General features: G+C 34.3%; 14 protein-coding genes. 4 read left to right on the forward strand and 10 right to left on the reverse strand.

All coding sequences use genetic code 11. The features are described from left to right. Positions 1-23: 23 nt before the first annotated feature. The 7 genes from hemB to hemA all read right to left on the reverse strand — a co-directional run bounded on the left by hemB (position 24) and on the right by hemA (position 6,947). Complete coding sequence (hemB, locus tag ACRHNM_RS02255; protein WP_431133223.1) at positions 24-1,013, reverse strand: porphobilinogen synthase; 990 nt, start codon at positions 1,011-1,013, stop codon at positions 24-26. Positions 1,014-1,111: 98 nt separating this feature from the next. Then, a complete protein-coding gene (hemF, locus tag ACRHNM_RS02260; RefSeq protein WP_431133225.1) occupies positions 1,112-2,014 on the reverse strand; it encodes an oxygen-dependent coproporphyrinogen oxidase in 903 nt (300 codons plus the stop codon). A gap of 27 nt (positions 2,015-2,041) precedes the next feature. Next, entirely contained in the window at positions 2,042-2,197 is a 156-nt protein-coding gene (locus tag ACRHNM_RS02265) for a hypothetical protein (protein ID WP_431133227.1), read from the reverse strand. Beyond that, entirely contained in the window at positions 2,194-2,964 is a 771-nt protein-coding gene (locus ACRHNM_RS02270) for an EI24 domain-containing protein (RefSeq protein WP_431133229.1), read from the reverse strand. The genes ACRHNM_RS02265 and ACRHNM_RS02270 overlap by 4 nt, the downstream gene beginning before the upstream one ends. A gap of 17 nt (positions 2,965-2,981) precedes the next feature. Next, a complete protein-coding gene (gene hemE / locus ACRHNM_RS02275) occupies positions 2,982-4,007 on the reverse strand; it encodes a uroporphyrinogen decarboxylase (RefSeq protein ID WP_431133231.1) in 1,026 nt (341 codons plus the stop codon). A gap of 104 nt (positions 4,008-4,111) precedes the next feature. After that, positions 4,112-5,692, reverse strand: coding sequence for a hydroxymethylbilane synthase (gene hemC, locus ACRHNM_RS02280; protein WP_431133233.1), 1,581 nt, complete (start codon positions 5,690-5,692; stop codon positions 4,112-4,114). Beyond that, the gene (gene hemA / locus ACRHNM_RS02285; protein WP_431133235.1) at positions 5,685-6,947 is read right to left on the reverse strand and encodes a glutamyl-tRNA reductase; all 1,263 of its coding nucleotides are present in this window, start codon (positions 6,945-6,947) and stop codon (positions 5,685-5,687) included. The genes hemC and hemA overlap by 8 nt, the downstream gene beginning before the upstream one ends. Positions 6,948-7,116: 169 nt before the next feature. Here hemA and ACRHNM_RS02290 point away from each other — a divergent pair, with 169 nt between their 5' ends. Next, entirely contained in the window at positions 7,117-8,037 is a 921-nt protein-coding gene (locus ACRHNM_RS02290) for a helix-turn-helix transcriptional regulator (protein ID WP_431133237.1), read from the forward strand. 113 nt (positions 8,038-8,150) lie between these two features. Here ACRHNM_RS02290 and ACRHNM_RS02295 read toward each other — a convergent pair whose 3' ends face one another. From ACRHNM_RS02295 to ACRHNM_RS02305, 3 genes are all read right to left on the reverse strand, one after another. Continuing rightward, complete coding sequence (locus ACRHNM_RS02295) at positions 8,151-8,756, reverse strand: DUF6705 family protein (RefSeq protein WP_431133239.1); 606 nt, start codon at positions 8,754-8,756, stop codon at positions 8,151-8,153. A gap of 15 nt (positions 8,757-8,771) precedes the next feature. Further along, positions 8,772-9,245: a hypothetical protein gene (locus ACRHNM_RS02300; protein WP_431133241.1), complete on the reverse strand. Its 474-nt coding sequence runs from the start codon at positions 9,243-9,245 to the stop codon at positions 8,772-8,774. Positions 9,246-9,427: 182 nt separating this feature from the next. Next, positions 9,428-10,375 (reverse strand): hypothetical protein, encoded by a 948-nt coding sequence (locus ACRHNM_RS02305; protein WP_431133243.1) that lies wholly within the window; start codon positions 10,373-10,375, stop codon positions 9,428-9,430. A 235-nt stretch (positions 10,376-10,610) separates the two neighbouring features. Here ACRHNM_RS02305 and hemH point away from each other — a divergent pair, with 235 nt between their 5' ends. The 3 genes from hemH (at position 10,611) to ACRHNM_RS02320 (ending at position 16,133) form a co-directional block, all read left to right on the forward strand. Continuing rightward, positions 10,611-11,642, forward strand: coding sequence for a ferrochelatase (gene hemH / locus ACRHNM_RS02310; RefSeq protein ID WP_431133245.1), 1,032 nt, complete (start codon positions 10,611-10,613; stop codon positions 11,640-11,642). After that, the gene (locus ACRHNM_RS02315; RefSeq protein ID WP_431133247.1) at positions 11,642-12,994 is read left to right on the forward strand and encodes an MATE family efflux transporter; all 1,353 of its coding nucleotides are present in this window, start codon (positions 11,642-11,644) and stop codon (positions 12,992-12,994) included. Before hemH ends, ACRHNM_RS02315 begins: the two co-directional genes overlap by 1 nt. A 64-nt stretch (positions 12,995-13,058) precedes the next feature. Then, complete coding sequence (locus ACRHNM_RS02320) at positions 13,059-16,133, forward strand: WD40/YVTN/BNR-like repeat-containing protein (protein WP_431134009.1); 3,075 nt, start codon at positions 13,059-13,061, stop codon at positions 16,131-16,133. The last annotated feature ends 13 nt before the right edge of the window (positions 16,134-16,146 follow it).

Genomic DNA, 16,146 nt, shown 5'->3' on the forward strand with positions numbered 1-16,146 from the left:
ATTTTAGTTTGATTATTACGAATTTACGACAATAATTTTACAACGTCTTTAGCAAAATAGGAAGCAATCACATCTGCTCCAGCACGTTTGATTGCTGTTATTTGCTCTAACATGACTGCATCATGGTCTAGCCACCCTTTTTCAGCAGCAGCTTTAAGCATTGCATATTCACCAGAAACCTGATATACTGCCACAGGAACATCAACGTCGTTTTTTATTTCTCGAACAATATCTAAATAGCACAAACCTGGTTTTACCATGACGATATCAGCGCCTTCATCAATATCCATTTCGGTTTCTTTAAGGGCTTCAAAACGGTTGGCAAAATCCATTTGATAGGTCTTTTTATCTTTTGGAATGTTTTTAATATCTGCAGGAGCAGAATCTAAAGCATCACGAAACGGACCATAAAAGGCAGAAGCATATTTTGCGGAATAGCTCATAATACCTGTATCTGTAAATCCGTCGTCTTCTAAGGCTTCACGAATTGCTAAAATACGACCATCCATCATATCACTTGGAGCAACAAAATCGGCTCCAGCCTGTGCATGTGACAAGCTCATTTCTGCTAAAACATCAACAGTATCGTCGTTGATGATTTTTCCATCTCTAATGATTCCATCATGACCATAAGACGAATAGGGATCGAGTGCAACATCTGTCATTACTAACATTCCAGGACACACATTCTTAACGGTTTTAATCGCACGTTGCATGAGTCCGTTTGGGTTTAAAGCTTCAGTGCCTTTGTTGTCTTTGAGATTGTCAGGTACTTTGACGAATAGTAACACCGATTTTAAACCGAGCTTCCAGAGTTCTTTAACTTCATTTTCCAACATATCTAAACTGAACCGATAGTAATCAGGCATTGATGCAATTTCCTGCTTAATACCTTTTCCTTCTACTACAAAGAGTGGAACGAGGAAATCATTTGGTGTAATTATCGTTTCACGAACTAAACCTCTAATAGCGTCATTAGTTCTTAATCTTCGGTTTCTTCTTAATGGATACATATTTTAATTTTTTATTAGGAGTCATTCAGAATGCAGTGAAGAATTTTTTATAATACAAAGAGATTTTTAAGTCGTCTCACTCCTTCTTAATGACAAATTTATACCCAATCAATTGGGTTTTTTAATATTTTTATTAATTTTTCTTCTTCGCTTCCTGCTTCTGGATGGTGATTATAAACCCATTGCACATGTGGAGGAAGACTCATCAAAATGCTTTCAATTCTTCCGTTGGTTTTTAATCCGAATAAGGTGCCTTTATCATGAACTAAATTAAATTCTACATATCGACCACGACGAATTTCCTGCCAGTCGCGATGTGCTTTTGTATAATTAAGATGTTTCCGTTTTTCTACAATTGGAACATAAGCATCAAGGAAACTATTGCCTGTTTCGGTTACGAAATCATACCAGTTTTGCATGCTCATATCGTTTGAAGCTTTGCAGTAATCGAAAAATAAACCACCAATACCACGACCTTCATTTCTGTGAGCATTGTAAAAGTATTCATCACAACGCGCTTTATATTTTGGATAGAAGTCTGCATTGTGTTTATCACATGCTAATTTACAGGTTTGATGAAAATGTGTTGCATCGTCCTCAAACAAATAATAAGGTGTTAAATCTTGACCACCTCCAAACCACTGATCAACGATATTTCCATCTTGATCATACATTTCAAAATAGCGCCAATTTGCATGAACAGTTGGCACCATTGGATTTTTAGGATGTAAGACTAAACTCAAACCACAAGCAAAAAAATTGGTATCCTTAACACCAAAGTAGTTTTGCATCGAATCTGGTAATTTTCCATGAACTCCCGAAATATTAACACCACCTTTTTCAAATACGTTTCCGTTTTCTATTACACGTGTTCTTCCGCCTCCACCTTCAGGGCGTTTCCAGATGTCTTCCTGAAACCTGGCTGTACCATCTACTGTTTCTAATTTTGAAGTGATTGTATCTTGTAATTCGTGTATGTAATTGAAGAATTTATCTTTCATGTTTATATAATTCATTTAGCTCCATGTCTAGAGTTTGTTCACCAGCTGGAGTAAATTTAGTTCTAATGTCTTCGGAAAGTAACGTTTTAAACGATTTGTATTTACAGTTACAAAATCACAAATTTTCCAGGCATCACCTTCATAAATAGGGTTGATTTCAAAACCATTAAATTGAGCAATCATGTTACTGTGATTTTATGCTCCAGAAGTAGATGTTCATCGTTAAGAAGATGAACAGTTTTTAAAGAAGCAGCAGTTACACTTAGTGGCAATACTAAGATGACACCAAGAACAGGAATGAGTAAAAACAAGATAAACACCATGCCGTTTCCAATGGCAAAACCTTTATGCTTTCTTACAAACTGAACACTTTTGCGATAATTTAAATGCCGCTCTAAAGTATAATCCATATTTCCAAAACCAGCATAATAGGCTTGTATCACAAATAATAAAACGGTTGAAAAAATATTGACGACAGGAATAAACTTTAGTAACAGGATTGGGATGGTTATTAAAAGTTCTTTAATAAGGTTCCTCATGTTTATTCTAATACCTCGCCACAGCTGTTCCGTAAACGTTGTGTTTCTGTGATTATGTCTTTTAATACCAGTCAGGTAAATTTCAATTTTTTCAGATACAGGACTCATAAATGGTGCAGATAATGCCATAATGATGTGTTTGTAAAGAATCAAACCAATAGCTAAAACAACTATGACACCAATAAACGTTGAAATGGTGGTAAATGTCTCTTTACCAAAATCCCAAATCCAAATTTTAGAAATAAACCGACCAATATTATCAGAAAAGCCATAAGCAGATAACCCAATTACGGTTGCTGTAATAATGCTAATGATGATTGGAATGAAAAAGAACTTCCAAAGATTTAATTTTGAAATTAATGCTAAAGCGCCAGAATACGCTTGGATACCTTTTAGGATACTCTTTATCATATTAAAACTTAAATTTATTAAGCCTTATATTCTTTTACTGCATCAATAAATGCTTTTGCATGATCTAAAGGAATATTTGGCAAAATACCATGACCTAAATTTACAATATATTTATCCTTCCCAAAATCATTAATCATTTGGTGTACCATTTTTTTAATTTCTGATGGAGGAGAAAACAATCGCGTTGGATCAAAATTACCTTGTAAGGTGATATCTCCTCCTGTTAAATAGCGTGCATTTTTTGGAGAACAAGTCCAATCAACACCTAATGCAGAAGCACCAGATTTAGCCATGTCTCCAAGTGCAAACCAACAGCCTTTTCCGAAGGCAATAACTGGAGCATCATCTTTTAATGCATCAATAATTTGTTGAATGTATTGCCAAGAAAACTCCTGATAATCTACAGGAGACAACATGCCTCCCCAAGAATCAAATACTTGAACAGCATTACAACCTGCTTTTACTTTTTCTTTTAAATAAGCAATTGTAGTATCTGTAATCTTCTGTAATAATTGATGTGCAGCCATAGGATTGGTAAAACAAAACTCTTTAGCCTTATCAAAGTTTTTGCTGCCTTGTCCTTGAACACAATAGCATAATATGGTCCAAGGTGAACCTGCAAAGCCAATTAAAGGGATTTCATCGTTTAGTTTTTCTTTGGTAGCTTTTATCGCTTCATATACATAATTTAATGCCTCTTTTACATCTGGAACAATGACATTATCGACATCTTTTTGTGTACGAATAGGATTTGGCAAATAAGGTCCAAAATTTGGTTTCATTTGTACCTCAATATTCATTGCCTGAGGAATCACTAAAATATCTGAAAATAATATGGCAGCATCCATTCCATATCTTCGGATTGGCTGCACAGTGATTTCACTTGCTAATTCTGGAGTCTGACAACGCGTAAAGAAATCATATTTAGCTTTGATTTCCATAAACTCCGGAAGATAACGTCCAGCTTGACGCATCATCCATACTGGTGGACGTTCAACGGTTTCTCCTTTTAAGGCTCTTAAAAATAAATCGTTTTTAATCATTGTTTTTCGTTTTGTTATTGCGAAGCAAACTTGTTGGTGTGGCAATCTTTTTGTGCTTAATAAGATTACCACGTCATTTCATTCCTCGTAATGACATTTAATAGTTAAACAAAAAGTTCATTTACCAAATCAATCACACTTTCAACGGTTGGTATTTTTGCAATTCTTACATCATTAAAATGTTTACTAGCTTCTTTAGCTGTAGTGTCTCCAATACAAAATGCAATCATATCATCAGACACAACATTTTCTTGCTTGTAACTTTGTACTGTTGATGGACTGTAAAACATCACACCTTTTATAGTGTCATTAATTTTTACTGGATCGTATTTGGTTTCATAAGCTGTAACTTCCTTAATCTCAATATTGTTTTCATTTAAAATACTTGGTAGTTCATCTAAACGAATATCACTGCAGAAATAAGTGACTTCAGTTCCTTCAATATATTCAACTAAGTGTTCGGCTAAAGCTTTAGAGTTATTTTCAGTGTGTTTTACCTTACCAATTTTACGTTCTACAAGACGTTTGGTTCGTCTGCCTACACAATAAATGTTCTCAAATTTCAATTCTTCTGAAGAAAAATTCATCAATAAGGCATCTACAGTATTTTTACTGGTAATGATGACATTTTGAGGTAAAGGTTTTATGACTTGTGGTGTCATTCGGTTTAAACTAATTTTTATAAAGTCTGAACTTTCTGAAACGACATCATCATGAAACAATTGTTTTTGCTGGTCAGTTAATGTTTTTGTGGAATAGATATTAGTATGTTGAGATGATTTTTTAAGGTTATCCATTAAACGTTTTCCGCCACGTTCGATAATGAAATCAGCACAGAATTGAGCGAGTTCATCATGTTTTTCAAGAGCCATTGTACGTTGTACTTCAATCTTTTTACTTCCGTCAAGACTTAACAAAACGCCTTGAAAATGTATTTCTTCATCTTTTACAAAGGCTAAAGCGCCAATAGGAGCAGAGCATCCACCTTCTAAAAGGTTCAGGAATTTGCGCTCAACAGATGTTGCAATTTCAGTGTCTTTGTGATTTATTTCAGCACAAATAGCAAGGGTTTCCTCATCATTTTCTATGGCTGTAATCATAACAGCACCTTGAGCAGGTGCAGGAATCATCCATTCTAAATTAAAGCTTTCTTCAGGCTTCATATTCAGTCTGCCTAAACCAGCAGCAGCAAAAATGGCACCATTCCAATCATTGTCCTTTAACTTTTGTAATCGGGAGTTTACATTACCACGTAAACCAACAATAGTGTGTGTTGGATAACGGTTTAGCCACTGAGCTCTTCTGCGTAAACTACCTGTTGCTATAACAGCTTCTCGTTGTGATAAAAATTCTTCGTTATGTTTAAATACCAGGCAATCTCTAACATTTCCGCGTTTAATAACAGCTGCCTGCACTATGCCTTTTGGTAATAGCGTAGGCACATCTTTTAAAGAATGTACAGCAATGTCAATATCGCCATTAAGCATTGCGATATCGAGTGTTTTTGTAAAAACACCTGTAATTCCTAATTCGTAAATGGGTTTGTCAAGTACAATGTCTCCTGTAGATTTCACAGGAACTAATTGTGTTTTATGACCTAAATGTTCGAGTTGACTTTGTACGGTTTTGGCTTGCCATAGCGCGAGTTCGCTATCACGAGTTCCAATTCTTATAATTTTAGACATTGTCTGCGGTTGCTTCTAATTGAAACACTTTTTTTATGAGTTCAAGGCTGTCATCTGTAGACATATCATCGCCTTTTAAATGATGCGCAAAGTGGTTTGTGATTTTCTGAATGATATTTTTACTAATCACTTCGGCCTGAACTTCGTTAAAGTCAGCCATCTTTTTGCGTTGCGTATCTAATTCTGCGGAAGCAAAATCGGTAAGTTTATGTTTTAATGCTTTAATAGTAGGTGCGAATTTTCGTGTAGCTAACCATGCATTAAAATCAGATTTGATATCTTCTATAATTGCTTCAGCAACAGGAATATGTGCTTTTCTTCGTTCTAAAGTTTCATCTGTTATTTGAGATAGATCATCTAAATGAACCAAAGTTACATTATCTAAATCGGTGACGTTTTCATTAACATTTTTAGGAATAGATAAATCTAGAATCAGCAAAGGTTTTGTTGTTTGGATACAATGTTTGTCAACAGTTGGGTTTTGAGCACCAGTAGCAACGATTAAAATGTCAGAGGTGTTAATTTCTTCCTGAAGATTGGCATAATCTTTAACTAATACATTGAACTTTCCGGCAACAGCTTCAGCTTTGTCTTTAGTTCTGTTAATTAAAGTGATGTGCTCATTTTTGGTATGCTTAACCAAATTTTCACAAGTATTTCTTCCGATTTTTCCTGTTCCGAAAAGTAAAATATTTTTTTCTGAAACGTTTTCAATCTCGTTCATAATATATTGTACAGAAGCAAAGGATACTGAGGTTGCTCCAGATGAAATATTAGTTTCAGTTTTTATACGTTTAGAAGCTTGTATAACAGCATTTACCAATCGTTCTAAAAACGGATTGAATAACTCGTATTTTTTTGATAATCTCGCACTGACTTTTAACTGACTGATAATCTCAAAATCACCAAGAATTTGACTGTCTAACCCAGAACCAACGCGAAACATATGGGAAATAGCATCTCTGTTTTTATAAACGTAAGCTACTTTTTGAAATTCTTCAACAGTTCCTTTAGTATTATCACAAAGCAATTGAATTAGTTGAAAAGGATGTTCTGCAAATCCGTAAATTTCTGTCCTGTTACAAGTTGAAGTAACAATAAGACTTTCAATGCCATTTTGTTTGGCTTGTTCTAAGACATTAAGTTTAGAAGGTTCATCTAAACTAAAATGACCTCGTACTTCTGCATCAGCTTTTTTGTAGCTGAGACCAATAGCATAAAATGTTGTGCCTCTCGACATGTTGTAGTGCTCCATACCTGATTTGGAAATTACAAGAACAAAAATATAAAGCTTACAAGAATAAAAACAACGCTAGAAGAACTTTTAATGTCGTTTGTGGTTTTTTAATGTTATTTCTTAAAATAACATGATAAATGTCATATTTTTGCAGTAATAACAACACTTTAAATTGCTTTTGTTTAGAATGAATCTAAATAACAATAAAAATAATTCTGATTTTTCAAATTCAAAAAATGTCGCTAGAGGTTCTTTTGAAGAAACAAAATTGGATGATGGGTTTTTCGTATTAACATATCAAAATGAATCTAATACACTTCAAATTGTTGAACGTGAGATTGATAGTAGTTTTATTCAGTTTCATTTCTGTATCAAAGGTTCGAGCGAGTTTATTTTTAATAATGGTAACTATCGTTTAAAGATTGATGAAGAGAATTCATTACTGCTTTATAATCCGCAACGTGATTTGCCAATTCATTTAGAGGTGCATCCTAAATCTTGGTTAATTTCTGTATTGGTTTCTATAAAGAAGTTTCATGGTTTATTCTCTCAGGAGGCCGATTATATTACATTCTTAAGTGATGATAATAAAGACAAAAAGTATTATAAAGATGGAAAGATTTCGCCTTCAATGGCTATTGCGTTGAATCAAATCATTAATTATAATTTAAACAATTCTATTAAGAATCTTTATTTTAAAGGAAAAGCTTTAGAAGTGTTGAGTTTGTATTTTAACAGAAGTGAAGACGCAGATATTGAACAATGTCCATTTTTAGTTGATGAAACGAACGTCATAAAAATACGAAAAGCAAAAGACATTATCATTTCCCGAATGGCAGAACCTCCAACGCTACAAGAGCTTTCAGATGAAATTGGTCTGAGTTTAAAAAAGTTGAAAGAAGGGTTTAAACAAATTTATGGCGACTCAGTCTTTAGTTTTCTGTTTGATTATAAAATGGAATTTGCCAGAAAATTATTAGAGGCTGGTGATCATAATGTCAATGAAGTCGGACTGAAAGTTGGGTACAGTACATCGAGCCATTTTATTTCGGCTTTTAAAAAGAAATATGGAACGACACCAAAGAAGTATTTGATGGCTTTGGGTTAAAAATTTAGAGGCTTCACTTTTTTAGTGAAGCCTCTAAATGTTACCATTTATTATATGTATAATTTCCAAAAGAAATACTATTCTCTTATGGTTAGTTTTATTTTTCTAATTATTTATTGTTTTTCCATAGTGTATGTATCATAAGGCACACGAGTAACAGTTGGTGCATTTGCATAAGGTAAAATTGTACTGCTGTATTGGTATATGGTAGCAGTCAATTTTTCTGAGTTATTTTCATTTTCTAAATACCTAAGGATGATATGAGAAGTTAAATAAAGTCTTTCGGAATCTCTAAAATAAAGCTCTACACGTTTTTCATTTTCTGAACAATCATCGCAATTAATAGATTGATTGTGACTTATGATAAGGTTGCCTCTAATATTATGTTTAGCAGGATTTGTATTATCAATATTAGGTAATGTATTAACAACTGTGAGACCACTAATCTCATATTTATATTCGCCCAAAAGTTCATCTTGGTAATCTTTACCGTTATAGATCATCAACCCTTTTTTAAGAGCTATTGTTAGTGTTTCATTACCATTGGTAAACTTCCATGTGCCTACAAATTTATTAAATTCATTATTTAAATCTTTAAAATAGGCACCATCAACAGTTTCTGATATAGATGCGTCTATTGCTACCACAGGGTTTTGGGCTATACAGGATAAAGTAGGGAATATTAGTACTATTAGTATTTTATATATTATATTTTTCATGATTATTATTTTTTTTTAGTTATTGCAAGGCGTTGATGTAATTGTATCAAAACTACTGAGGTTAAGCTTTTTCCAATTTTCTTGTACTTGTGGTGTGCCGTCATTGGTCTGTTCCATCTCATACAGACTAATACCTAAATCATTATCGTTAATAAATTTTAGAAAAACCTTTTGGTATTGTTCGGCTGAGCCACTAACATTATTGGCATCTTGAATATATGCCTTTTCCATTTCTTCATTCAAATTATAATATTCATCAATGCCATCACCATTAGCATCATCTACATCGTTTTTAATATCTTGAAGTTTTTGAAACTTAGTAATATCATCAATTTTTATGGCATAAGTTTTTGTTTCATTATCTTGGTCAACAATTAGTATAGATGTAAAAAGAGCGTCACCAGCTGTGTTTAAGTTATTATAAAATTGGTCTATAGCGTATTGATTTCTTATATCTAATACAGAGTAAATATCATCTAATGAAAACATGGGTATCCAATTTCTATGAGTACTATTTTTGGGATGTGTATGTATAGTGCCAAATAGATAAGGTATAGGCTGAAAATTCACACTATGAGTGTCATTATTTGCTGGCACATAATGCGCATAAGGTCCTGTAGCAATGAAATTACCCCTATTATAAAGACCAAACCCCGTTTCTTTATCGTTATTTAGTTCTTGATCTGCATTAATAATTGCCAGTCTAATGTTGGTATTAAGCCATATGTATTATATGGATTGCCATCCATAGTATACGTATTATTCACAGGATAAGCTGGTGGTGAAGTTAACTTATTAAGTTCTCTACAATTGTCTTTGAGATTCTGAGAATCATTTAAAGCTACTGTTCCTATAGTATTATCATTAGAGTTATTATTTGAACCATTAGTACTTGTACCAGGACCATTTAGGCTTCCTCCTCCTGTGCAACTCCAATTATTAACAGAACTCCAACCACAATCAAGGTATGCTCTTTGACAATTGTAGTACATACCATTAACGTATTGACCGCAAAAACACTCTTGTTCTGAGGTGTGATTTCCGCTAGTACAGGTTATTTCCGTACAACTGTAAGTTTGGGTTACATCTACGAGTTGAGGTTCATTTCCATCAGCACAGTCACTCATATTAATACCTCTTGCTAAAAGGGATTGCCCATTTAAACGTTCTAATGTTGCACTATAATGGTTAATTTCCAGGCCTTCAGTTGTTTCAACTCTTGGATAGGTTGCTAAGTATTGATACTCTTCACCATCGTTATATAAAATTAGTATATAGTTTAATAAATCGTAGTTTTCAATAGTGCTTTCTACCACTATGGTATATTGAGTATAGTTTGGTTTCTCAATAATTTGAATATTATCTAGGTTAAAATAAAAATCATAATCATTAGAATATTGCGTTTCTCTTGCTAATACCTTATCTTGATTAGCTTTTTTAAGCTTGTTATAAATAACCGGATGACTTTTTGCAAAATGATCATCGCCATGAACTACAGATATTTTTAAGGTTGCTTTTTCATTAGAAACAGTTGTTTGTGAGTCATCAACTTTTTGACATTGATACAGTAATAAAGTGATTCCAAAAAATAGAATACCCAGTTTAATTTTTTGTTTCATAAATAATTTATTAAAAGCTAGGTAACGAATATATTCTATTTATCAATGCGACACAATACGTAGTTCTACGTATAGGCATTTTAAATTCAATGTAAATTGAAACTCTATTGCCGAATCTTTCAATTATAAATGTGTGAATATGTACTTTCAATGAGTGAATGGACAATTTTTAGGAGAGTTAAAAAATACTATCGTATTTTTGTAAAACAAAAATTGCTAAAAGAAAACTAAATACATGAAAGGAGTTTTACTCGTTAATTTAGGATCACCTGATTCTCCAGACCCTAAAGACGTCAAAAAATATTTAGGTGAGTTTTTAATGGACGAACGTGTTATAGATGTGCCGCTTTGGGCGAGAACCTTACTTGTGAAAGGAATCATTTTAAATACACGTCCGAAGGCTTCAGCAGCAGCTTATAAAAAAATATGGTGGGATGAAGGATCACCTTTAATTGTGCTTTCTGAACGCTTACAGGAAAAGATTCAAAAACAAGTCGACTTTCCCGTGGCACTCGCCATGCGCTATGGAAGTATGACTATTAAAAAGGGGCTGCAGGAATTGGCAGATAAAGGTGTTGATGAGGTGTTTTTAATGCCGTTGTATCCTCAGTATGCTATGGCTACTACTGAAACAATTTTGGTATTGGCAGAAGCCGTTAGAAAAGAGCATTTTCCTAATATAAAAATTCAAGACCTCAAAGCGTTTTATAACAACAAAAACTATATTAACGTCTTATCAAATTCTATTGCTAAACATTTAGAAGGGAAAGACTATGAGCATTTATTATTCTCTTATCATGGCGTTCCAGAACGTCACATTAGAAAAAGTGATATCACAAAATCGCATTGTAAAATTGACGGCAGCTGTTGCGCAACACCATCTCCTGCTCATGAGTTTTGCTATAGGCATCAATGTTTGGAAGTAACACGATTAGTAGGAAAAACTTTAAAACTTAAAGCAGGAACGTTTTCAACATCCTTTCAATCCAGATTAGGTTTTGATCCTTGGTTACAACCTTATACAGACAGAACAATAGAGCGATTAGGAAAAGAAGGCATCAAAAAAATGGCTATTGTAACTCCTGCATTTGTTAGTGATTGTCTGGAAACACTGGAAGAAATCGCTATGGAAGGCGAAGAGATTTTTCACGAAATGGGTGGAAAGGACTTTACAACCATTCCTTGTTTAAATGATGATAAAGAATTTGTAGACTTATTATCAAACTGGATAAATGAATGGGCTTTATCTGAAACCATTTCAGCATAATGGCAAAAACCACTTCAAAAGATTTAGGGACTCAGCCTATAGGTAAATTACTTATTAAACAGGCAGTACCTGCTTCTATTGGAATCTTAGTCATGTCACTGAATATTTTGGTAGACACTATTTTTGTTGGACAATGGATTGGCTCAACAGCCATTGCAGCTATTAATGTTGTACTTCCTGTTTCTTTTTTTATTGCAGCTCTAGGAATGAGCATTGGCGTTGGTGGTTCTTCTATTATCTCAAGAGCTTTAGGCGCAAATAATACGATTAAAGCATTACAAACATTTGGAAACCAAATCACGCTAACCCTTCTTTTTACAGTATTATTAATTATTCCAGGTCTTTTATTTGTAGATGATATTATTCCTGTATTTGGAGGTAAAGGTGCTATTTTCGAACCTGCTAAAATTTACTACACAATTGTGCTTTATGGAATTCCATTCTTAGCACTTTGCATGATGGGAAATACCGTCATTCGTGCTGAAGGAAAACCAAAATTTGCCATGTACGCCATGATGATTCCTTCGGTTGGGAATTTGATATTAGATTATGTGTTCATAAATATAATGGATTTAGGAATGGCAGGAGCAGCTTGGGCTTCAACAGCTTCATACTTACTTTGCTTTTTGTTTATCTTTTGGTATTTCATGTCTAAAAATTCAGAACTAAAGCTAACCAATTGTTATTTTAAACTTAAGATATCTATAATAAAAGAAATAGGGTCATTAGGATTTGTAACACTTTCAAGACAAGCTATTGTAAGTATTACGTATTTATTTATGAACAATATTTTATACGATCTTGGAGGTGAGACTTCAGTAACAGCCTATGCCATTGTTGGTCGAATGCTCATGTTTGCCTTATTTCCTGTTTTTGGTATTACACAAGGATTTCTTCCTATTGCTGGATATAATTATGGAGCCAATCAATACGAACGTGTCAAACAAGCCATTGGGACAGCATTAAAATATGCAGCATCATTGGCAACTTTAGTGTTTATACTGTTGATGATTTTTCCAGAAGAAATTACCCGACTTTTCACTACCGATGCGGAAGTTATAAGAGAAACACCTTCAGCCATGCGATGGGTTTTTGCTGCGACTCCAATTATTGCGGTTCAACTTATAGGAGCGGCTTATTTTCAAGCTGTAGGAAAAGCAATTCCTGCTCTATTATTAACATTAACGCGACAAGGGTTCTTTTTCATACCATTAATTTTTGTTCTTCCTAAGTTTTATGGTGAATTAGGAGTTTGGATGTCGTTCCCAATTTCAGACCTATTATCTACTATGGTAACAGCTTTGTTTTTACATCGCGAAGTGACGTTAAAATTGAGTAAGACAACAGCATAATATTTTTTATGCTTATTTTTATGCAACTAACAAATCCACTTATACAATGAGATTATTCACTCTTATGTTTTGCCTTTTTTTTATTGGAAATTTCAATCAATTAGAAGCTCAAACTTTCAATGAGTCACAATATTCAGCTTTAGAATATCGACTACTTGGACCATTCAGAGGAGGTCGAAGTGCGGCAGTAACAGGAGTACCTAAACAACCTAATTTATACTATTTTGGTTCTACAGGTGGAGGCATCTGGAAGACCTTAGATGGAGGAAGAAGCTGGCAAAATATTTCTGATGGATTTTTTGGTGGAAGTATTGGAGCGATTACTGTTTCTAAAAGTGATCCTAATGTCATTTATGTTGGAGGTGGAGAAAAAACCGTTCGAGGCAATGTATCTTCAGGTTATGGCATCTGGAAAAGCGTTGATGCTGGAAAAACTTGGACTTCCGCAGGATTGAAAAATTCACGTCATGTTCCCAGAATTGCTGTAGATCCCACAGATCACAATATTGTATATGCTGGAGTTTTAGGAAATATATACAAACCAACCCAAGATCGAGGTGTTTACAAAAGTACAGATGGCGGAAAAACATGGAAAAAAACACTATTTGCTAATGAACAGGCTGGAGTTGTAGATTTATTGATTGATCCAACTAATCCAAGGATATTATATGCATCTACCTGGAGAGTACAGCGTACACCTTATAGCTTAAGTTCTGGAGGTGAAGGTTCGGCACTTTGGAAAAGTACAGATAAAGGTAAAACCTGGACAGAAATTTCAACTAAAGAAGGCTTTCCTGAAGGAACCCTAGGAATCATAGGAGTTACTGTGTCACCAGTGAACAACCAACGTGTCTGGGCAATTATTGAAAACAAAGATGATGGTGGCTTATACCGAAGCGATGATGGCGGTGAAACCTGGTTACAGGTAAACAGCGAACGTAAATTACGTCAGCGCGCTTGGTATTACACCAGAGTGTATGCAGATACCAAAGATGTTGATGTTGTTTATGTGTTAAATGTTCGCTACCATAAAAGTACAGATGGTGGAAAGTCTTTTGACACCTACAACGCACCTCATGGTGATCATCATGACTTATGGATTGCTCCTGAAGATCCAGAACGAATGATTATAGGAGACGATGGAGGAGCTCAAGTCACTTACGATGGAGGCGAAACCTGGAGTACTTACCATAATCAGCCGACTTCACAATTTTATCGTGTGACGACAGATGATCATTTTCCATATCGTATTTATGCTGCTCAGCAGGATAATTCAACCATCAGAATTCCGCATAGAACAGATGGCTGGTCCATAACTGAAGACGACTGGGAATCAACCGCAGGAGGAGAGTCAGCACATATTGCCATAGATCCTGAAGATAATGATATTGTATATGGTGGAAGTTACGACGGATTTCTAACACGAGTAAATCATAAAACAGGAACCGTTAGAGCCATAAATGTCTGGCCTGATAATCCGATGGGTCATGGTGCAGAAGGGATGAAGTATCGTTTCCAGTGGAATTTCCCTATTATTTTTTCAAAGCATAATCCAGATCGCTTATATACCTTTTCTCAGCATGTGCATGTTACAGAAAACGAAGGGCAATCCTGGGATATCATCAGTCCCGATTTAACAAGAAACGATCCAGAAAAATTGAAATCTTCAGGTGGTCCAATAACGCAAGACAACACATCTGTAGAATATTATTGTACTATTTTTGCAGCTCAAGAATCACCAATTACTGAAGGATTACTTTGGGTTGGAAGTGATGACGGATTGATTCATGTGACAAAAGATGGTGGACAAAACTGGGAGAATGTAACACCTAAAGACATGCCAGAATGGATGATGATTAATAGTATTGAACCAAGTGTTTATGATGCTGGAACATGCTATGTGGCTGGAACTAAATATAAAACAGGTGATTTTGAACCTTATTTATATAAAACAACTGATTACGGAAAAACATGGAAGAAAATCACTAACGGAATTAATCGAGAGCATTTTACCAGAGTATTAAGAGAAGATCCTAAAAAGAAAGGTTTGCTATATGCTGGAACCGAAACAGGAATGTACATTTCGTTTAATGATGGAGTAAACTGGGAACCGTTTCAGTTGAATCTTCCAATTGTTCCAATAACAGATTTAGCGGTTAAAAACAATAACTTAATAGTGGCAACACAAGGTCGAAGTTTATGGGTCATTGATGACTTGACGGTGTTACATCAGCTAAATGCTTCAGATTCTCAAGAACATAAACTGTTTAAGCCAAAAGATACATATAGAATACAAGGAGGTTATACTAAGAATAGTAAAACGTCTGGAACAAATCATCCTGATGGAGTGATGACCTATTTCAATTTGAAGGATTATGACAAAGAAAATGATGAGGTGTCATTAACCTATTTTGACCAAAAAGGAGATACGATACAAAGCTTTTCAAGTAAAAATAAAAAAGAAAATAAGCTAGAAGTTAAAAAGGGAATGAACCAGTTTATTTGGGACATGACTTATAAAGGTGCCGAAAAACTAGATGGCATGATTTTATGGTGGGCAAGTTTAGATGGTCCAGTTGCAATACCAGGAACATACAAAGTGCATCTTAATATAAATGGAACTGAGATACCTCAAACTTTCAAAATTTTGGCAGACCAAAGAGCAGAAAGTACTCAGGCTGATATGCAAAAGCAGTTTGATTTCATCACAGATGTTAACAAAACCATGGATGATGCACATAAATCGATTAAAAAAATCAGAAACATCAAAGCACAGCTTTCTGTATTTGAAGTGCAATACAAAGGCAATGAAGATTTAAAAGATTTACTGGGAAAAGCCAAAAATCTGAAAGAAGCCTTTACTGAAATTGAAGAAGCTTTATACCAGACAAAAAACAGAAGTGGTCAAGACCCATTAAATTTTCCAATACGATTAACGAATAAACTCGGACATTTAAATGCTTTGGTAAGCATGGGAGATTTTGCGCCTACAGATCAAGATATTATTGTTAAAAATGAATTAACTTCTAAAATTAAAGAACAGTTAGATACTTTTAATAAGTTAATTACTCAAGAAATTACCACTTTTAATTCAGCGTTTAACGAGAAACAATTAAACTATTTATTTGTTGAAGATTAATGTTAACGTCATA

It is taken from the genome of Psychroserpens mesophilus (assembly GCF_050617655.1).
Taxonomy (GTDB): Bacteria; Bacteroidota; Bacteroidia; order Flavobacteriales; family Flavobacteriaceae; genus Psychroserpens; species Psychroserpens mesophilus_A.